General features: G+C 65.9%; 17 protein-coding genes. 4 read left to right on the forward strand and 13 right to left on the reverse strand.

Features of this window, described 5'->3' with window-relative positions:
- Window positions 1-74: 74 nt before the first annotated feature.
- The 8 genes from GGC64_RS34265 to sfnG all read right to left on the reverse strand — a co-directional run bounded on the left by GGC64_RS34265 (window position 75) and on the right by sfnG (window position 9832).
- Window positions 75-2051, reverse strand: a complete 1977-nt coding sequence (locus GGC64_RS34265) for a VWA domain-containing protein (protein WP_192727082.1) — start codon at window positions 2049-2051, stop codon at window positions 75-77.
- Complete coding sequence (locus tag GGC64_RS34270) at window positions 2044-3426, reverse strand: ATP-binding protein (protein WP_192727083.1); 1383 nt, start codon at window positions 3424-3426, stop codon at window positions 2044-2046. Before GGC64_RS34270 ends, GGC64_RS34265 begins: the two co-directional genes overlap by 8 nt.
- Before the next feature lie 45 nt (window positions 3427-3471).
- Entirely contained in the window at window positions 3472-4110 is a 639-nt protein-coding gene (locus tag GGC64_RS34275) for an LpqN/LpqT family lipoprotein (protein ID WP_192727084.1), read from the reverse strand.
- Between the two features lie 41 nt (window positions 4111-4151).
- Complete coding sequence (gene purH, locus GGC64_RS34280; protein ID WP_192727085.1) at window positions 4152-5720, reverse strand: bifunctional phosphoribosylaminoimidazolecarboxamide formyltransferase/IMP cyclohydrolase; 1569 nt, start codon at window positions 5718-5720, stop codon at window positions 4152-4154.
- The gene (gene purN, locus GGC64_RS34285) at window positions 5717-6346 is read right to left on the reverse strand and encodes a phosphoribosylglycinamide formyltransferase (protein ID WP_192727086.1); all 630 of its coding nucleotides are present in this window, start codon (window positions 6344-6346) and stop codon (window positions 5717-5719) included. Before purN ends, purH begins: the two co-directional genes overlap by 4 nt.
- Window positions 6347-6367: 21 nt before the next feature.
- On the reverse strand, window positions 6368-7720 hold the full coding sequence (locus tag GGC64_RS34290) for a DUF6350 family protein (RefSeq protein ID WP_192727087.1): 1353 nt from the start codon (window positions 7718-7720) through the stop codon (window positions 6368-6370).
- A 60-nt stretch (window positions 7721-7780) separates the two neighbouring features.
- Window positions 7781-8623 carry a DUF5336 domain-containing protein gene (locus tag GGC64_RS34295; protein ID WP_192727088.1) on the reverse strand — a complete coding sequence of 281 codons (843 nt, stop codon included), beginning with the start codon at window positions 8621-8623 and terminating at the stop codon, window positions 7781-7783.
- A gap of 78 nt (window positions 8624-8701) precedes the next feature.
- Window positions 8702-9832, reverse strand: coding sequence for a dimethylsulfone monooxygenase SfnG (gene sfnG, locus GGC64_RS34300; RefSeq protein WP_192727089.1), 1131 nt, complete (start codon window positions 9830-9832; stop codon window positions 8702-8704).
- 290 nt (window positions 9833-10122) lie between these two features.
- On the opposite strand from sfnG, the gene GGC64_RS34305 reads away from it, so the two are divergent.
- Window positions 10123-11298 (forward strand): hypothetical protein, encoded by a 1176-nt coding sequence (locus GGC64_RS34305; protein WP_192727090.1) that lies wholly within the window; start codon window positions 10123-10125, stop codon window positions 11296-11298.
- 17 nt (window positions 11299-11315) lie between these two features.
- Here GGC64_RS34305 and GGC64_RS34310 read toward each other — a convergent pair whose 3' ends face one another.
- Window positions 11316-12437, reverse strand: coding sequence for a type III PLP-dependent enzyme (locus tag GGC64_RS34310; RefSeq protein WP_225952889.1), 1122 nt, complete (start codon window positions 12435-12437; stop codon window positions 11316-11318).
- A gap of 4 nt (window positions 12438-12441) precedes the next feature.
- Entirely contained in the window at window positions 12442-12912 is a 471-nt protein-coding gene (locus GGC64_RS34315; protein WP_370582491.1) for a hypothetical protein, read from the reverse strand.
- 171 nt (window positions 12913-13083) lie between these two features.
- Between GGC64_RS34315 and GGC64_RS34320 the strand changes: the two genes are divergently transcribed.
- On the forward strand, window positions 13084-13932 hold the full coding sequence (locus GGC64_RS34320; RefSeq protein ID WP_192727093.1) for an LLM class F420-dependent oxidoreductase: 849 nt from the start codon (window positions 13084-13086) through the stop codon (window positions 13930-13932).
- 239 nt (window positions 13933-14171) lie between these two features.
- Here the strand turns inward: GGC64_RS34320 and GGC64_RS34325 are convergent, their stop codons facing one another.
- The 3 genes from GGC64_RS34325 to sucC form a co-directional block, all read right to left on the reverse strand.
- Complete coding sequence (locus GGC64_RS34325; RefSeq protein ID WP_192727094.1) at window positions 14172-15692, reverse strand: acetyl-CoA acetyltransferase; 1521 nt, start codon at window positions 15690-15692, stop codon at window positions 14172-14174.
- A gap of 107 nt (window positions 15693-15799) precedes the next feature.
- Window positions 15800-16702, reverse strand: coding sequence for a succinate--CoA ligase subunit alpha (gene sucD / locus GGC64_RS34330; RefSeq protein WP_192727095.1), 903 nt, complete (start codon window positions 16700-16702; stop codon window positions 15800-15802).
- 22 nt (window positions 16703-16724) lie between these two features.
- Entirely contained in the window at window positions 16725-17900 is a 1176-nt protein-coding gene (sucC, locus tag GGC64_RS34335) for an ADP-forming succinate--CoA ligase subunit beta (RefSeq protein ID WP_192727096.1), read from the reverse strand.
- A gap of 250 nt (window positions 17901-18150) precedes the next feature.
- Between sucC and GGC64_RS34340 the strand changes: the two genes are divergently transcribed.
- Window positions 18151-19230 (forward strand): M23 family metallopeptidase, encoded by a 1080-nt coding sequence (locus tag GGC64_RS34340; protein ID WP_192727097.1) that lies wholly within the window; start codon window positions 18151-18153, stop codon window positions 19228-19230.
- Window positions 19231-19232: 2 nt separating this feature from the next.
- Window positions 19233-19826: a hypothetical protein gene (locus GGC64_RS34345; protein ID WP_370582492.1), complete on the forward strand. Its 594-nt coding sequence runs from the start codon at window positions 19233-19235 to the stop codon at window positions 19824-19826.
- The last annotated feature ends 129 nt before the right edge of the window (window positions 19827-19955 follow it).

Raw genomic sequence — 19955 nt, forward strand, 5'->3', positions numbered from 1 at the left:
TGGGCCAGCCGTTAATGGGTTAAGCGCGGGAAATCGCACGAACTCCGATTTGCCGGAATTGCACGCGGGCGTGATTACCGCCGGCGGCGTGAACGAAGATAGTCGCTGACGACCGCGGCGCCGAGCCCGTCCAGATCGGGCACCACCACTCTGCCCTCGACGATGCGCGCCACCTTGTCGATGAACCGCACCAGGAGAGGGTCGCTGCCGAGACGGAAGATGGTCACCTGGGCTCCGAGCCGGGCGACGTCTTCGAATCCCTTGACGGTGCGGGCGACGGTGCGTGGATGAGGGGGGTAGTCGAAGAACACAGATGCCCCCTCGCCGTCGAAGTCCTCGAGATGTGCGGTGGGTTCACCGTCGGTGACGACCAGCACCACCGGCTGCGCATTGGGGTGACGGCGCAGATGCCTGCCCGCGAGCGCCAGCGCATGGTGCAGGTTGGTGCCCTGCTCGTAAACGCCCTCGAGGGCCGTCAGCTCGGCGGCGCTGACGGTGCGGGCATAGCGGCCAAACGCGATGATCTCCAACGCATCCGAGCGGAACCGGGTGCTGACGAGATGGTGCAACGCCAAGGCCGTGCGCTTCATCGGCAACCACCGGTTCTCCATCACCATCGAGAACGACGTGTCGACCAGCAGCGCCACCGCTGCCTGCGTGCGGGTTTCTGTCTCGGAGATCTCGACGTCCTCGACAGCGAGCTTCAGCGGCCGCTCGACTACCCCTGCACCAGCCTGGCGCAGCACCGTGTTGGTGAGCGTTCGGGTGACGTTCCACGGCTCGGTGTCGCCGAACGCCCACGGCCGCGTCGCACCGGTCAATTCGCCCGCGGCGCCCGCACGGCGGGTGTCGCGTTCGCCGTGACGGCCCGAAAGCTGTTGCGCCACATCGCGCAACGCGGTCTGGCCGAGCTGACGCATGGCCTTCGGAGACAGCCGCCACTGCCCGTCGGAGCCGCGGTCAAGGAAGCCCTGGTTGACCAGTGCCCTCTCGAGTTCGGTGAGTGTCTTGGCATCGATGGCCGCATCCTCGCCCAATTGGCGGGCCAGCATGTCCAAGTCGACGTCGTCCATCGTCGCGCCCGCGTAACTCTGCGAGAGCGCCTCGGCGAGTTGCTCGAGTTCGGCGATGTCCGCGAGAGCCTGAGTGCCCTCGCCCATGCCCATCGGGTTGTCGCCCGAGAATCGAGACGAGCCAGTCCAGTCCTCCCCCGGCCGCGCCGCCTGCAAGTGGGAGTCGAGCCGGTTGAGCGCGTTCATCAACGACGGCGATCCAAAAGCCTGCTGCGCCAGCGCATCCAGTTCGGCACGTTGGTCTGGCGACAGGCTGTTGCGGAACCGCTGCGCAGCCGCGGCCCGCTGGGCCAGCGAATCGAGCAGCTCCTCCACATTCTGCGGGTTCTCGGGGAAGAACTCGCCGTGCTTGGCCATGAAGTCATCAAAATCTTGCTGCGAGTCCTCACCGCGAGAGTGCTTGTCCAGCAGCTCGTTCAGATCGTCGAGCATCTCATTGACGCGCTGACGGTCCTCGTCGGTGGCGTTCTCCAACGCCTGCTTCATGCCGGCGAACCGCTGATCCAGCATCTCGCGGCCGAGTAGATCCTTGATCTGCTCGTACTTTTCGCGCGCCTCGCCGCTGCGCCAGTCGTAGTCGGAGAGCTCCTGCACGGCCTTGGCCGGTGACGGCGGCAACGACTCGATCCGCATCTCGTTGAACCGGGCATCGTCGTCGAGTGCGCGGGCCAGTTCCTTGCGCTCCGCCAGCACGGCCTCGTCGAGCAGTTTCTTGATCTCCTGCAACGTGCCGTCAAGATTGTTGCGTTGCAACAACTCCCGTCGCCGCCGGTTTGCCTCGGCCGCCAACCGGTCGGCACCGCGCATGTTCTGGGTGCCGCGTCGCATCAGCTCGGAGAGCGCCCGCCGCGGCGAGCTGCCCTCCATCACGTCTTGACCGATCTGGTCCAATGCCTCGCGCAGGTCGACAGGCGGGGCCAACGGATCCGGCCCACCGGTGTAGGCCGAATACCGCGATGACCGGCCGTGCCTAGCCATAGACGGTTTCGCCTTCGCCAGAGACCTTGTCGATGCGCTTGGCCAGATACAGTGCTTCCAGGGCCAGTTCGACTGCGGCCGCGCGCTCGCCGTCGGACTTCGCGCCGAGGCGCTGCTGAACCTGGGCGATCGCGGGCACCTCCGGCACCGCATCCAAAACTGCTCTCGCCGAGACTCTTTCACCGGTGGTGACCGCCGAACCGCCCTCGATGGCGGTAACCAGCGGCCCGACGTCGATGCCGCCGAGCAGTCGCTGGGCGGTGTCCGCGGTCGCGCGCCGCAGCAGATGTTCGAGCACCGTCTGTTCGCGGCCCTCCTCGCCGGATTCGAACTCCAACTTGCCGCGCAGCACGTCGACGACGGTGCCGAGGTCACACACCCGCGCCACCGGATCCGACTCGCCCAGCACCGCAGAACGATGCCGGGCGGCAGCGGCGACGGTTTCCGCCGCGGCGATCGCGAACCGCGCCGAGACGCCCGATCGCTGATCGATCGAATGCGACTCACGCAAGTGGCGGGCGAACCGCGCCAGCACCTGCAGCAGGTACTCGGGCACCTCGGCGGCCAGATGCGACTCCTGTTTGATCACACCGACTTCCGCCTCGAGTTGGAGCGGGTAGTGGGTGCGGATCTCGGCACCGAACCGGTCCTTGAGCGGCGTGATGATCCGGCCGCGGTTGGTGTAGTCCTCGGGATTCGCGCTGGCGACGACCAGCACGTCGAGCGGCAGCCGCAGCGTATAGCCGCGCACCTGAATGTCGCGCTCCTCCATCACGTTCAGCATCGAAACCTGAATACGCTCCGCAAGGTCGGGCAGCTCGTTGATGGCAACGATCCCGCGGTGCGCCCGCGGAATCAGGCCGTAGGCGATGGTCTCTGGATCGCCGAGGCTGCGGCCCTCGGCCACCTTGATCGGGTCGATGTCACCGACCAGGTCGGCCACGCTGGTGTCCGGGGTGGCGAGCTTTTCGGTATACCGCTCGCTGCGGTGCCGCCACGCCACGGGCAGGTCGTCCTGCAACGTCGCGGCGCGACGGATCGACTCCGGCGTGATCGGGGTGTAGGGATGCTCGCCCAGTTCGGAGCCGTCGATCACCGGTGTCCACTCGTCGAGCAGCCCGGTCAGCGCACGAAGCAGCCGGGTCTTGCCCTGGCCTCGCTCGCCGAGCAGGACTACGTCATGCCCCGCGATCAGGGCGCGTTCCAGCTGCGGGATCACGGTGTCTTCGAAGCCGAGGATGCCGGGCCAGGCGTCGCGGCCCTGCGCCAGGGCGGCCAGCAGGTTTTCCCGGATTTCGCCTTTGACGCCCCGCTCGCGATGACCGGAGGCCTTCAGCTCGCCGACGGTCCGGGGCAGATCATGGGGTTGGGTCACCACTTCACGTTACGACTGCTGTCGAGTTACCGCTCAGGGGCTCCATCAGCCGGGAGGCGGCAACAGCTGGAATCCCTTGAGAATCATGTCGGCGTCGCGCTGGAAGGTGGGGTTGTCGGTGGCGTCGCTGCCCACCGTGAGAGTCGCCGCGTATGTGCTGTCTTCGACGTGGATCACTACGATCACCACGGTCGCGGGGTGCGGATCGATTCGCCCCGTCTCGGGTGTCCGATACTGCACCGTCTCGGCGGGCAGGCCGCACAGGGTGTGCTCGCTGACGTGCAGGTCGGTGGCGCCCGCCATCGTTTCGAGCGCATGGCGCTGCATCTCGAAGATCACGTCGGCTTCCTCGATGCCCGGCGGCTTCTCCAGCGTCACCACCGCGCTCGCTGCAGAACCGTGGGTGCCGGGGATGCGGCTGACCATCGCGAATCGGATCAGCTCCGAATCCAGCTTCGTCGAGCGCGTCCACTCCTGCGGTTGTGGAATCTTCATCACCGGCTCGCCGTGCTTGAGAGGCGGGATCGTCGTCAACGGGGCGTCGACCGTTTCGCATTGGGAAGCCGTGGTCGACTGATCGTCGCCGGCGACGGCGCGTGCGTCATCGACGTATCGCGTGCATGACGCGATCAGCCCCGTGGCCACCATCAGAACGACGGTGGCAGCCCTCGACGCGCAGATCATCTTGTGAAAAATAACGGGTCGCGCCCGTTTCGCGCGGGAACTCAGTGGGCGAAGTGCCGAGCGCCCGTCAGGTACAGCGTGATTCCCGCTTTGGCCGCCGCTTCGGTGACCACGTCGTCGCGCATCGATCCGCCGGGATGCACGACGGCTTTCACACCCGCGTCGGTCAGCGTCTCCAGCCCGTCGGGGAACGGGAAGAACGCATCCGATGCCGCGACCGCGCCATCGACGCGATCCCCACCGCGCTCGACGGCTAACCGGGCCGCGTCGACGCGGTTCACCTGGCCCATGCCGACGCCGACCGTTGCGCCGTTCTTGGCCACGACGATCGCGTTGGACTTCACCGCACGACACGTCCGCCACGCGAACTTCAGGTCCGCCAACGTCTCCGGGTCGGCGGGCGAACCGGTGGCAAGCGTCCAATTGTTCGGGTCGTCGCCCGCCGCGTCGATCGCATCGCGCTGTTGCAGCAGCAGGCCGCCGCTGATCTGCCGGAACTCGGCGCCCCCCGGTTGCGGCTCGGAAGCGACGAGCACGCGGACATTCTTCTTGCGCGCAAGCACTTCCACGGCCCCTGGCTCATACGCCGGCGCGATGATGACCTCGGTGAAGATCTCGGCGACGGTTTCGGCCATCTCCACGGAGACCGTGGTGTTCGCCGCGATCACCCCGCCGAACGCCGACAACGGGTCGCATTCGTGAGCCTTGCGGTGCGCGTCGGCCACCGAGACCGACGAGACCGCGATTCCGCATGGGTTGGCGTGCTTGATGATCGCCACGCAGATCTCTTCATGGTCGAACGCGGCCCGCCAGGCGGCATCGGCGTCGGTGTAGTTGTTGTAGGACATCTCTTTTCCGTGCAGCTGCTCGGCCTGCGCCAAGCCGGGCCACGCGGCGTCGTTGCGGTACAGCGCAGCCTGCTGATGCGGGTTCTCGCCGTAGCGCAGCACCTCGGCGCGCTTCCACGTCGCACCGAGCCACGAGGGAAGGGGCACCGAAGGCTCTTCCGGTGCGAGCACCGATCCCATCCACGAAGCCACCGCGACGTCGTACTCGGCAGTGTGCCGAAAGGCCAATGACGCCAGCTTCTTTCGCTCATCGAGTGTGAAGCCGCCCGCACGCACCGCCGCCAGCACGCCGTCGTATCCGAGCGGGTCGACGACCACCGCGACGCTGGGATGGTTCTTCGCGGCGGCGCGCACCATCGACGGGCCCCCGATGTCGATCTGCTCGACGCACTCGTCGACGCTCGCGCCTGAGTCGACGGTCTCGGTGAACGGATACAGGTTGACCACCACCAGTTCGAACGCCGCGATACCGAGGTCGGCCAGCGCCGAAACATGTTCGGGCTTGCGCTGATCGGCGAGCAGACCCGCATGCACGTGCGGATGCAGAGTCTTCACCCGGCCGTCGAGCACCTCGGGGAAGCCGGTCACCTCCTCGACCGGCGTCACCGGAACACCGTCGGCTGCAATGGTTTTGGCGGTCGATCCGGTGGAGACGATGTCCACGCCCGCGTCATGCAGACCCCGGGCCAACTCGGCGAGCCCGGTCTTGTCGTAGACGCTGATCAGTGCGCGACGAATCGGCCTGCGTCCTACTTCTGTCATCCTATCGTCGCCTTTCGTCCGGCCCAGGTCACGCCGCGGGTGGCCAGAGCTTCCAAAACGTCTACCAGCAGCCGTCGTTCGACCACCTTGATGCGCTCGTGCAGCGTCGCTTCGTCGTCGTCGTCGAGGACGGGCACGGGCTGCTGCGCGAGAATCGGCCCGGTGTCTGTTCCGGCGTCGACGAGATGCACGCTGCAACCGGTCACCTTGACGCCGTAGGCCAGCGCCTCGGACACCGCGTGCGCGCCGGGAAATGCGGGCAGCAGCGCGGGGTGCGTGTTGACGATCCGGCCCATGAATCGCGAAAGAAACTGCCAGCCAAGGATTTTCATAAAGCCCGCGGACACAATGAGATCCGGCTCGTGCGCGGCGGTGGCCTCTGTCATCGCGGCGTCCCAGGCGTCCCGGCTAGCGTAGTCGCCCAGCCGCGCGGTGTACGTGGGCAGCGACGCCGCCGCAGCGATTTCAAGAGCCCGGCAGTCCCGGTCGGCGCCGACCGCGACGATGCGGCCGGGGTACTCGTCGACGGCGGCCTCGAGCAACGATTCCAGCAGCGAACCGGTTCCCGAAGCCAGAACTACGAGCCGCGCCGGTGCACTGGGAGGCACACGAAGCGGTTGCTGCACGCCTCAGACAATAGTGGGTGCCTACTCGGCGGTTTCACCCTTACCGTCGCGCGCGGCGTCGTCGTCAGCAACGAAGTGATCCTCGGGGTCCTCCGGATACTCGTCGTCGGGCACGTCATCGAGCATCTCGTCCTCGCTCACCTCGGGCTCGGGTCGGGGCTCGGCTTCTGGTTCTGCTTCTGGTTCGGGCTCGGGTTCTGGTTCAGGCTCGGGCTCGGGCTCGGGCTCGGGCTTGACGCGCTTGGGCCGTCGCGCAATGCCACCCGACATCGCCACCGTCAGCGCCCCGATACCCACGAACCACACGAACACCGCGGGCGCAAAAGTGACCTGGTCGACGCCGACGTCACCGAAGTTGCCAAGCCGACCGCCACCGGCGAAGCCGAGCAGCGCCATCGTGGCTGCCGCTGTGACGGCCGCGACGATGAGCTTGCCCAGCGCAGGCAGCAGTGGAAGGGGCCGGCGCGCGCATTGCTGGCCGACGGCCACCGCGGATGCCGCCGCCACAATCAGCAGTGCCACCCACACCGGGCCCAGCGGCGGTGACGGCACCGCCGCCAGTACCGGCAGCGCCGGGATGTCGCCGCCGAAGACCGTGAACGAACTGAAGGTGGCCAGCCCGACGTGCGCACTCGACCCGACCGCGACGGCGGCCGTCCCGATCATCACGTTCGGCGCGTACAGCGCCGACAGCACGGTCAGGCTGAACTGCCCGAACACCGAGTCGGTGATCGCGTACAGGTCATGCATCGTCGACCAGTGCACGACCAGCGAGCCGACCATCACGACACCGGAAAGGCCGACCAACGCAAGCACCCCGGCGGCCGCCGCGCGGAACGCGTCGGGCAGCCACTGCGGCAGCGGCGAGGCCAGCAGCGTCCGACGGCCGATGCGCGAGCCGACTCCGATCACTGCGCCGATCGCATGTACGGCCAGCACACCGCCGAAGGCCCGCAGCGCACTCGGTGTCTGCAGTTCGGTCAGCACCGACGCCGCATCGTGGATGACTGCCAGTGAGATCGCCGCGATCAGCAGCGGCCCGCCCAGCGCCGCACCGACCACCCACCGGGTGACGAACCGGGACGCCTGCGGTGCGGTCACCGACGCCGTCGTGCGCGCGGTCCCCCACACCATCGCCAGCACCGGCAGCAGCGGCATCACCCCGAGCTCGCGACCGCCGATCGACACCGGCACCTGGTGCACCCCAAGCCAAATGCTGGCGGTCGCACCGAGGGCGCTGGTCATATCGCTGTTGGCGATCAGCAACTGCAGCAACACCACCGCCGCAATGACGACCAGCGCAACCACCGACGGCCCGAATGCGACCCGAAGCAGCTCACGCGCCTGGCGTGTGCCGACTGGTCGTTGGTCCACGGGTGGGGCCGCTCCTCGCGCTAGCTCACGCGCGCGAAGTTGACGCACGCGCGGCCCAGACTACGACGGCGGCGGGGCGGACTGTGTGGAAGGCGACTGCTGCATGGGCACCTGTGTCGTCGGCGCACTGCTCGAGTCGCCTGCGTTGCCGGACGACGGCGGCTGCCCATAGGTGGGGAAACCGGTCGGTGGCGTCGGCGGGCCGCTCTGCTGGCCGCCCTGTTGGCCGCCGGAGTAACCGCCCGACGACGGACCGCCCTGGTAGCCGCCGCCGTATTGCGATGGGTAACCGGGACGGTGTTGCTGCTGAGGCGGCGGACCCGGCTGATGCGGCTGTCCGTAGTACGGTCCCGGGCCGCCGTACTGGCCGTACGGCTGCGGCTCGAAGCGGGGCTTGGGCGCAGGCGGCGTGAGGACACCGGCGTCGAACAGCAGCACCGCGACAGCGAGGATGGCCTGCACCACGCTGAACGCGATGATGAGGTAGAGGCCGTACTTGATCTCGACGCCTTGCGGCGCCGTGAGCACGATGGCGATCACGAGCAGGAAGCCCAGCACGGAAAGCACAGCCACCAGGGCGGGCACGATCCGCTGCCTGGGGACCAGGCCGACCCCGGCGATCAGACCACCGAGAAGCGACGCCACCACGCCGAGGTCGAGCAGCGTGGGTGTGAAGAAGTCGGCACTTGCGGCGAACTGCGGGGCGTAGCTCGACAGGTACACCGCGAGACCGAGCGCGGCCACCGCGGCGGTCAGATACACCGGCAACTTGCTCGGGCCCTCGGCGGCAGGAGACGCAGAAGCGGGTTCACCCAACTTGCCGAACTGCTGAGTGGGCGCTGCGTACTGAGTGGTCGGTTGCTGCGCGGGTGGATATCCGGGGCTACCGGGCGGGTAGGTCATGACCTCTCCTGTGCTGGCCGAAGCGATTCAGACAACCACGCTAGCGCACCCACATGTGAAGGCCGCGCCCGTCTGCACTCAGGCGGACACCAGCACCGGCGAATCAATCGAATCTTGTTCAGAATCTTCGATTTCCCGCACCAGCGGCAGCACCCGCGAACCGAAGTACTCGATCTCCTCCTGGAAGTGCAGGAAGCCTCCGAGGATCAGGTCGACACCGCGTTTGCGGTACGCCGCAACGCGTTCCGCGATCTGCTCGGGCGTGCCGATCAGTTGCGTGCGGAATCCATCGTTGTACTGCACCAAATCCTCGAACGTGGAATCGGCCCACATACCGCGCTTGTCCGACGTCGAGTTGCCGGCCTGCTGCACAGCCGAACGGAATCCCTCGACTGCGGGACGGTTGGCCTTGTCGACGATTTCCCGCAGGACGTCCTTCGCTTCCTTCTCGGTGTCGCGGGCGATGATGAACCCGTTGAGCCCGAAGCGGACCTCCCGTCCGGCATCGCGGGCGTGGTCGCGCACCTCGACGACTTGTTCGGTGACGCCGTCGAAATCCTTGCCGTTGGAGAAGTACCAGTCGGCGTAATAGCCACCGTTGCGGCGCGCGGCGGTGGAGTTGCCGCCTTGGAAGATCTCGGGGTTGGGCCGCTCAGGCGTGTTGAGGGGCTTGGGCTTCAGCGTGAAGTCGTGGATGCGGTAGAAGTCGCCGCGGAAATCAACGTCGTCCTCGGTCCAGATCTTGCGCAGCACCTGCAGGAACTCCGCGCTGCGCCGGTAGCGCTCGTCGTGTTCGAGCCACGGCTCGCCGAGATGGGTGAACTCGTCCTTGAACCAACCGGACACCACGTTGACAGCGAACCGGCCGCCCGAAAGGTGATCGGCCGTCGCGCCGAGCTTGGCCAGCACGCCGGGCTGCCACAACCCCGGGTGCACGGCGGCGATGACCTTGAGCTTCTGGGTGGCCAGCAGCAGCGCCAGGCTGAAGCTGGTCGACTCGTGCTGATACTCGGCGCCGTAGCTGGCCTCGTAGCGGACCTGGCTCAGCGCGTACTCGAAGCCGTTGTTCTCGGCGGTCTGCGCGAGCTTGGCGTTGTATTCGTAGTTCCAGTCGGTGCGCTGCTCGATGTCGCTGGTGACCAGGCCGCCGCTGACGTTGGGCACCCAGTACGCGAACTTGACGTGGTCTGCGATGTGTTCGGTCGTCATGGTGTGCCATATCAGCGCACCTGCCGCCCGCGGTCAGCGGTATGGATCGCGGTGAAGCTAAGTCTCGAGTACACGTTCATTGCATCGGTCCGGGTGAGCCGCAACAACTTCAGATGCGGGCGGCTTCAGCGGTGCCGGGAGGGGCGACGCATCAGTCAATAGCTGAGGACTGACGACTGCGACTATCGCCACTGTGTTAACTGATCCGTAAAATTTGCCGTGATCTTGGCCCTCGCGACCATAGGCTTGTCGGGCGCAGCCACTTCATTCGCTCAGGATTGGACAACGACGTGTCTACCTCCAGAATCATCGATTCTCCGCGCAAGGTCACCGGCGCACTTGTCGCCGGCACCGTCGCGACCGGACTATTCGTCAGTGCCGGGTTGGGATCAGCACCACCGGCGAGTGCGAGCTGCGTGTCGATTTTCGGGATCGGCAACAGCTCCGACTGCACCAGCGCACCGTTCAGTTTCGCGTTCGCAGTCGGCAACGGGGCGACCGCTCATGCCGATGGATTGTTGGGCGCCGCGTTCGCGATCGGTACCGGCGCCACTGCGGTGACAAGTGCGGGGTCTGTTTTGAACTTGGCCGCCTCACTGTTCGGCAGCAACAATTCCGCCTCGGCGCTGGGTGGCTTGCTCAACTGGGCATTCAACATCGGCGGCAACAGCAACGTCGTGTCGACACAAGGCAGTTTCGTGAACCAGGCCACCAACCTGCTTGGCAGCCACAACGAGGTCACGACTCAGGGCGGGTATTTCAACTTCGCTCGCAACATTCTCGGCAACACAAACAGCGTCAAGATCGTTGGCGGCAATTCGAACGCGGCAGTAAACCTTCTCGGCAACAACGGATCCGCGCAGGTATTCGGTGGCACGGGCAACTTCGCGCGCAACCTGTTCGGCGACGGAAACAGCGTCACGACCGTTGGCGGATATCGGACCGCCGCCATTAATCTCCTGGGCGGCAGCGGCAACGTCGTCAGGACGGAAGGCGGATTCTTCAACTCCGCGAGGAACATCGGCGGCAGCGACAACACATTGATAGCTGGTGGCCCAGGCAGCAATTTCACCACTGCCCTCAACTTCTTCAGCAGCGGCAACAAACTGACGGCAGGCGGTCCGGGCAGCCTCGACGTCGCCGTGAATACCGGGGGTGGTGGCAATACGATCACCGCAGGCGGGCCAGGCAACTTGAACGCCGGCTTCAACTTCCTCGGCAGAAACAACACGGTTTCAGCCGGCCCCGGGCCGCTCGCGCTTGCCGGGACGATTCTGAGAAATGCTCTCACCGTGACGAAGACGAATCCCGGCGTCGCGATCAACACCTTCAAAGTCGGCGGTGCGTCGGCGACAAACAACCAAAGCGCAACCGGAACCACCACCAAGAAGACGACCAAGAAGGCTGACAACGCGGCCGGATCAACCACGGGCGGTAAGAAGAAGGGCGGCGACAGCTCCGACTAGCACACGTCGCGCTGAACCTAAGACATCACGATCGGCGTCGCCGGAATCCCGTTGAACCGTGACGCCGTGACGCTGGTGTAGGCGCCCATCATCGGGCTCACCAGGATGTCGCCGACCTCGAGCGCAGGCATCGGGTAGTCACGAGCGATCACGTCGACGCTGTCGCACGTCGGGCCCGCCAGCGTCACCGGCTCGCACGAGACGTCGCCGTCGGCGAGTTCGCTCAGCGCGAGGATCGGCGGGTGTACGTCCTCCGTCATCACGTTCGAGTAGCTGCCGTAAAGCCCGTCGTCGAGGTAGTGCCAGACCTGACCGCCGCGCTCCGCGGTTCCGACGACGCTGGTGAGCAGTGTCATGCTGTCCGCTGCCAGATACCGGCCCGGCTCAGCAAGGAATGTGAAGTCGTCTCGCTGTGCGCCGAGCACGTCGTCGATGACGTCGGCCACGGCATCGATGGTTGGCACGGACTCGCGATAGGCGACTGGGAAACCGCCGCCGATGTCGATGACGCGGGTGCGCACGTCCAGGCTCTCGGCGATGTGCGCGATGAGCTCCAGGGTGGCGCGCAATGCCACGCCGTACGGCTCGGCCGACGCGCTCTGGCTGCCGACGTGAAAACTGAAACCGGCGAACTGGACGCCCGCTGCGACGACGTGCTTGACGAGCAACTCCGCATCCGCGGGGAGGGTGCCGAATTTCGACGAGAGGTCGGACTTTGCGTTCGGGTTGCGGAACGCCAGCCGCACCAGCAGCTCGATGTCGCTCGGTCGGCCCGCGAATTTCTGTACTTCACAAGGATTTTCGACGACGAACGTCCGAATGCCCGCGGCATACGCGTGGTCGATGTCGGAGGGCTTCTTGATCGGGTTGGTGTGGATGCAACGGTCCATCGGCAGCGCGAGCCCCTGCAGCAGATCGACTTCGGCGCTGGTGGCGACGTCGAACCAGCCGCCACAGATCGCGATCGTCGACAGCACAAGCGGATGCGGCGATGCCTTCACCGCGTAGTGCATGCGGAAGCCCGGCAGCTTCTCGGTCAGCTCGCGGTAGCGGCGCGCCACCAAATGGGGCTGCAGCACCAACAGCGGTGTGCCGTGGCGTGCGGCCAGTGTCGCGAGTCGTCCGGCATCTGCGGACATGTCCTCACGCAGCTGCGATCTCCGAGACGGATTCATCACTCACCTCCTGCGCTCGCGGTCGTGCGAGCAGACCCTTGAACCGTTCGTAAGCGAAGATGGCGCAGAAGTAGAAGGCGAGGTCCGCGACGAGCTTGCCGAAGATCCAGCCGATGATCGTGTTGTCAAAGATCAGCGGGCCGACGTAGAACGCGACCGGCCGCACGGCGACGCTGTCGACCAGTTCGGCAGGCCCGAACTCGACGGCCACGCTCCGCAGCGCAAGCAGGCTGGACATCAACGCTCCGTGGGCGCGACAGCTCCAGCGCACAGCGCTGACGTACGCGGTTGCGTAGTAGCCGGCCGACGCTCCGATCGTCGCGGTGATCGCCGCCGCGGCCAGTGAGCCCGTCGCCAGGTATGCAATCGCCGCGCCGCCCAACTCCCCTACGGTTCCGGCGATTTCGCACGGCAGGTAGCGATGCACCCACTCGCGCACCTTCGTTCGTGTATTCCCCCCGGTAATCACATCCTGAACTTTCCCGTGTCGACGATCGGCTGGCACACGTACGCGGCTACGCGTTTATTCGGCAGCGGTACCTGTGGGCACATTGACCAGCAGAGGGGACCCGGCCTTGCCCTTCGGACTAGAACACGTTCTAATTCTTGAATGGACTACGGGCTCGTACTTTTCACCAGCGACCGCGGCATCACCCCTGCGGCGGCAGCCAAGCTCGCCGATGATCACGGCTTCACCACGTTCTACGTGCCCGAACACACTCACATCCCGATCAAACGGCAGGCCGCCCACCCCACCACCGGCGACGAGTCGCTGCCCGACGACCGGTACATGCGCACGCTGGATCCATGGGTCAGCCTGGGGGCGGCGTGTGCCGTGACCTCTCGTGTGAGGTTGTCGACGGCGGTCGCATTGCCGGTCGAGCATGACCCGATCACGCTGGCCAAGTCGATCGCGACGTTGGACCACTTGTCGGGCGGCCGGGTCAGCCTGGGCGTCGGATTCGGTTGGAACACAGACGAACTCGCCGACCACAACGTGCCGCCAGGACGGCGGCGCACCATGCTGCGCGAGTATCTGGAAGCCATGCGGGCGTTGTGGACGCAGGAAGAAGCTTCCTACGAAGGCGAATTCGTCAACTTCGGTCCTTCGTGGGCCTGGCCCAAGCCGATTCAGTCCCACATTCCGGTGCTCGTCGGCGCGGCGGGCACCGAGAAGAACTTCAAGTGGATCGCCCGGTCCGCGGACGGCTGGATCACCACGCCGCGCGACTTCGACATCGACGAGCCGGTCAAGTTGTTGCAGGACACCTGGGCCTCGGCCGGCCGCGACGGCGCCCCACAGATCGTCGCGCTGGACTTCAAGCCGGATCCGGACAAGTTGGCGCGGTGGGCCGAACTCGGCGTGACGGAGGTGCTGTTCGGCCTGCCCGACAAGTCACCGGATGACGTCGCCGGTTACGTCGAGCGGTTGGCCGGCAAGCTGGCCGCGCTCGTTTGACTTCTGCTCGCTAGGTAGTACCGGCGCAAAAAAGCGCGTACGGGTCTACGTGCAAAGGATGCCGAGCGCACGGCAACAGTCATGGGTGAGCACGCGTCACCGATCGAGAGGACATGACATGCCATCCATCAGCCCACTCATTGCCCGGGTGTTCGACGATCCTCATGCCGAACATCGCCGCAGAAATGGAAACCAGCCCAAGCGAAACCGGTTCGAATCCCGAGGACGCACGTCGCGGACTAAGCGAGGCTAGCGCGATTGCCGTGTTCGGTGGACCACACGCTGATCTGCGCACCAAGGGGATCGTCATCGGACATCAGCGCGACCAGATCGTCGTCCTCGGTGGTGGCCATGAACCGGCTGTTGTCGGAGTCAAGGCGGCCGACGATGATCCCGGTCCGGATCGGCCAGTCATAGCGCACCGAGTAGGTCTCGATGGTTGCCGCGCCGTCCGGATTGCGTGTCACTGGCACCTTGGGTAGCTCGGCGATCTCCTGTTTGAGCGCCTCGCTGCGGTCGGTGCGCCATTCGACGGGTTCGGTGGAGTAGATGCCGACGGAGTACTTGCTCATGATGCCGCCGTTGGCTCCGACGAAGCCGAATCGCCCTGGCGCCTGGCGCATTTCACTCACCGTCTCGGCGATGGCGTGCAATGAGTAGCTGTTGCCGGGCCCGCCGAAGTACGGCAGTCCGCCGGTCAGCGTCAGACCACGCGGATCGTCACCGTCGATACCGAGGGCCTCGCAGATGACGAAGACCGGGAACGGGAAGCAGCTGTAGAGGTCGAAGGTGGCGATGTCGTCGACGCCGATCCCGGCCACCCGCAACGCTTCTCGCACGGCCAGCACCGATGCGGGGCTGGCGCCGAGGTCTTCGCGGTCCAGCGTCGCCTGCTCGACCATGTCGGAATGGCCGTGAACGTAGACCCACTTCTCCTCGGGCACACCGAGTCGTTTGGCCGCCTCGACCGACATCATCACCGCGGCCGCGCCTTGGTTGACCTGATCGCGTGCGACGAGCAGACGCGGATACGGGTCGCAGATCATCCGGTTGTCGCCCGAGACCGTGATGATCTCCTCGACCGAGCGTTCCACCGGTGAGGACGAAAACGGGTTCTTCGCAGCGACTTTCGAGAGCGGCGCGAACAGTTCGGCCATTTTTCGGCGATAGTCGACGACGCTGAGCCCCAGCCTTGCGCGGCGGGCGTTCTCGAGAAGCCCATACTGAACGGGCGCGCCGGTCAGACCATGCTGGATGGTGTAGTCGTCGATATAGCTGAAGATCTGGTGGCCGCGGTCCTCGAGTTGCCCCTCGACATGCTCGGTGAAATCCGGCTTGTCTTCCCGGTTGGCGAAGTAGCGCGCCGTCGACCCCGGCTCAGAACCCATGATCATCACGACGTCGGCTTCGCCCGCCGCGATCGCGTTGCCCGCCTCGGTGACGAGCTTCTGCGGGCTCTGTCCCCCAACGGGTTCCAGCACCACGCGGGCGGGATCGCCACCCACGCGTTGCATCACCGACCGCGGGTAGTTGTTCGATTTACCGAGCGCGGCGGGCATCGGCCCGGAGATCTCGAACTGTCGCAGCCCGAAGACCGTGTCGACCGCTTTCGCGACGCCCGCAGCGCCCGTATCGGCCAGCGCCGCCCGCACAGCTTCGGTCGCCAACTCGACCGCGGACATGCCGCGATAGTCGGCGTCGTCGATGCGTTCGGTGAACTGGCCGACGCCGACGACCACCGGAGTCCGCGGATCGACCATTACAGACCTCCTGACGCGTGTTAATTCGTCAGGCTAATCGATAACTAGAACGCGTTCCTAATCCTGCGGCCTAGTTCACACCGAGTGGGCCCACGTGCAGCTGGGGATTACAGGCTCTGCAGGATCTCCCTGGCCAGGCGCGCGGTCTCAGAAGGGGTCTTGCCCACCTTGACGCCCGCGGCCTCGAGGGCCTCCTTCTTCGCCTGCGCGGTGCCCGACGAACCGGACACGATCGCGCCCGCGTGGCCCATCGTCTTGCCCTCGGGCGCGGTGAATCCCGCGACGTAGCCGACGACCGGCTTGGACACGTTGGCCTTGATGTAGTCGGCCGCACGCTCCTCGGCGTCGCCGCCGATCTCGCCGATCATCACGATGACCTTGGTTTCGGGGTCCTTCTCGAAGGCCTCGATGGCATCGATGTGCGTGGTGCCGATGACCGGGTCACCGCCGATGCCGATCGATGTCGTGAAGCCGAAATCGCGCAATTCGAACATCATCTGGTAGGTCAACGTGCCTGACTTGGACACCAGCCCGATCGGGCCGGGGCCGCTGATGTTGGCAGGAGTGATGCCGACCAGCGACTGGCCCGGGGTGATGATGCCGGGGCAGTTGGGCCCGATGATGCGGGTCTTGTTGCCCTTCTCGACGTTATAGGCCCACGCATATGCGCTGTCCTGCACCGGAATTCCCTCGGTGATCACGACGAGCAGCGGGATCTCGGCGTCGATGGCCTCGATGATCGCGTCCTTGGCGAACTTCGGCGGCACGAAGATGATCGACACGTCGGCGCCGGTCTTCTCCATGGCCTCTTTGACGGTGCCGAACACGGGAAGGTCGACGTTCTTGCCTTCCTTGTCGACGTGCGACACCGTCGTTCCGGCCTTGCGCGCGTTGACGCCGCCGAGGATCTGCGTGCCTGCCTTGAGCATGCGGGCGGTGTGCGTGGTGGCCTCGCCGCCGGTGATGCCCTGGACGATGACCTTGCTTTCGGAGGTCAGAAAAATAGCCATGGGTCATTTCTCCTTTTAGGTTCTAGGCGTTCGCGGCTTCGGCGGCCTTGGCGGCCGCTACGTCGGCGGCTTCGTCCATCGTGCCGACCTCGGTCACCAGCGGGTGGTTGGCCTCGGCCAGGATGCGACGGCCTTCTTCGACGTTGTTGCCGTCGAGCCGGACCACGAGTGGCTTGTTCGCTTCGTCGCCGAGGATCTGCAGCGCCTTGACGATGCCGTTGGCGACGGCGTCGCATGCCGTGATGCCGCCGAACACGTTGACGAACACGCTCTTGACCTGAGCGTCGTTGAGAATGACGTCGAGTCCTGCGGCCATCACCTCGGCCGAGGCGCCGCCGCCGATGTCGAGGAAGTTGGCCGGCTTCACGCCGCCATGCTTCTCGCCTGCGTAGGCGACGACGTCGAGGGTGGACATCACCAGGCCCGCGCCGTTGCCGATGATGCCGACCTCACCGTCGAGCTTGACGTAGTTGAGGTCGTTCTCCTTGGCCTTGAGCTCCAGCGGATCGGTGGCGTCGCGGTCCTCGAACAGCGCGTGCTCGGGCTGCCGGAAGTCGGCGTTGGCGTCGAGGGTGACCTTGCCGTCCAGCGCCAGGATCTGGTCGTCGGGCGTGCGCACCAACGGGTTCACCTCGACCAGCGTGGCGTCCTCGGCGACGAACACCTCCCACAGCTTCTGGATCGTCACGGCCGCCGCGTCGAGCACCTCGGCGGGCAGGTGGCCCTGCTCGGCGATCGAGCGGGCGAACGCCAGGTCGACTCCCTTGACGGCGTTGACGGGCACCTTGGCCAGCCGCTCGGGCTTCGTCGCTGCAACCTCTTCGATCTCCATGCCGCCCTCGACCGAGCACATCGCCAGGTAGGTGCGGTTGGCGCGGTCGAGCAGGAAGGAGATGTAGTACTCCTCTGCGATATCGCTCGCCTCCGCGACCAGCAGCTTCTTCACGATGTGGCCCTTGATGTCCAGGCCGAGGATGTTCTGCGCGTGAGTGAACGCGTCGTCGGGAGTGGCGGCGTACTTCACGCCGCCGGCCTTACCGCGGCCGCCTGCCTTCACCTGGGCCTTGACCATGACCGGCCGGCCGATTTCCTCGGCGATGGCCTTGGCGCCCTCGGCGGTGTCGGTCACCCGACCCGGCGTGGTGGGCACGTTGTGCTTCGCGAACAGCTCTTTCGCTTGGTATTCGAAGAGATCCATTGACTCACTGTCTTTGTGCGTTGACGTCGAAGGTTTGTGCCCGACGGGCCAGGGGGAACTTTATCCACACGAACTAGCGGGTTCTGCACCGCCTACCGCTCATGTGGTAGATCTCACCGCCGGCCAACACGTGATACAAGTCACAATCCCCCGGTGGAATACATCCTCGGGTTGCGGCCAACATTGGGATTTGGTTAACGTGCCTCTGGTCCAGATCACGTTTCGGTCACGGCTAGAAGGACATTGCAGGTTGGCAAGGCATCGTTTGTCTCCCGCTCCTGACGGAGTCTCGACGAACGACCCCACCGACGGAAATCCTTACGCAGCAGTCAATTACGACGCCGCGATCACCGACATCATTCCGTTCAACGAATTCGGCGACCTCGCTGATCTGGAGTTCCGCGAGAACTGTGCGTTCGACCGCGAGTCGCAAGTCATCCATGCCCCCGAGCTCGATGACCTGCATGACACAGACAATCTGATCCCGCTGCGACTGGCGGTGCCGTCACAGTTCCGGCCGGACCCGCGCGTCGAGCGTCGCGCGTCGCACGCCTACCGGGACAGCCACACCGACACCAGCGACGGCGTGGACGAGACCGACATCATCGACATCTCCGGCCGGCGCGGTCTGCATCGCAAGCAGGACGTGCCCGTCAAGGGCAGGCTGATGGTCGCCGCGATGGCGGTCGGCGCTACCGCGGCAGGCGCGTACACGATGTCGAACGCCTCCGACCACAAGAAGCCGACGGAGGCCGTCCTCGCCGCAGATTCGTCGACCATGGGCGGCGGGCTCGTCACCGGGTCAACCGACGGCATGCAGATCGTCTCGGTGGCCCCGGCCGCCAATGAGTCGGTGCACGCCGAGGAGGTCACCAAGGCCGCCGCGTTCGCCCAGGAGCGGGCCGAGCGCGAGGCCCGGCTGAACCGGCCGCTGTTCGTGATGTACACGAAGGGCGTCTTCACCTCGGGCTTCGGCTACCGCTGGGGTGTGCTGCATGCCGGCATCGACATCGCCAACTCGATCGGCACGCCGATCTACGCCGTCGCCGATGGCGTCGTCATCGACGCGGGCCCGACGGCCGGCTACGGCGCCTGGGTCAAGATCCGGCATGCCGACGGCACCGTGACGCTGTACGGGCACGTGAACACCTGGCTCGTCAGCAAGGGCGATCGGGTGATGGCAGGCGATCAGATCGCGACGATGGGCAACCGCGGTAACTCCACCGGTCCGCACTGCCACTTCGAGGTTTTGGTCAACGGCACCAACCGAATCGACCCGGTGCCGTGGCTTGCGCAGCGGGGTCTTAGCCCCGGCAACTACGTTGGCTAGATGTGAGCGACGGCCCGTCCGAATCTTCCCCACTCGATAAGCCACGCATCCGACGCAACGGTGGCACGCCGTCGTCACCGATACCCGCCGAGTCTGAGCCGCAGACCAGCATCATCCAGCGTCATCCGACCGGCGAATTCCCCGCGTTAGGCGACCCGCCGACGACCTATGTGCCGCGCGCCAGGCCTGCGGCGATCGGCACGCCACGGCACAAGCAGGCCAAGCCGAACACAGCCATCGCGACGGTGATCGCTGCCATCCTGACCGGCTGGGCCACCGCTGTGATCGCCGTCGACCTGATCACCGGCTGGTGGCGGTCGGACCGGCTGTTCTGTGTGGCGATCGGCTTCCTCACCGCGGTGTCGGCGGCGGCGCTCATCACCGGGCTGATCGCGCTACTGCTGCGGCGCCAGCTGAGCAGGCTGCTGATAGTGGTCGGTGCCGTCGTGGCGCTGCTGATCTTCGCGGGCTTGTTCGTCGCGGGGGCCAAGCTCTCGCCGGTGGTCTACGGCATCCCGCTGCTGCCCCTGGCCAGCATCCTGCTGGCGCTGCTGCCCGCTACGCGTCGCTGGGCCCGCAGCGGCGGGTCGGGTTAGGCCCTAGCGACGCCAGGGCTTCGACTCCACGAAATCGCAGTTACCGTGGGAAAGTTCGAGTGGAACGCACAACGACTGCGATCTCGCGAACCGAGAGGTTAGTTCAGTGTCGCTGCGAGCAGACGAAAC

This window comes from Mycobacterium sp. OAS707 (assembly GCF_014873705.1).
Classification (GTDB): domain Bacteria; phylum Actinomycetota; class Actinomycetes; order Mycobacteriales; family Mycobacteriaceae; genus Mycobacterium.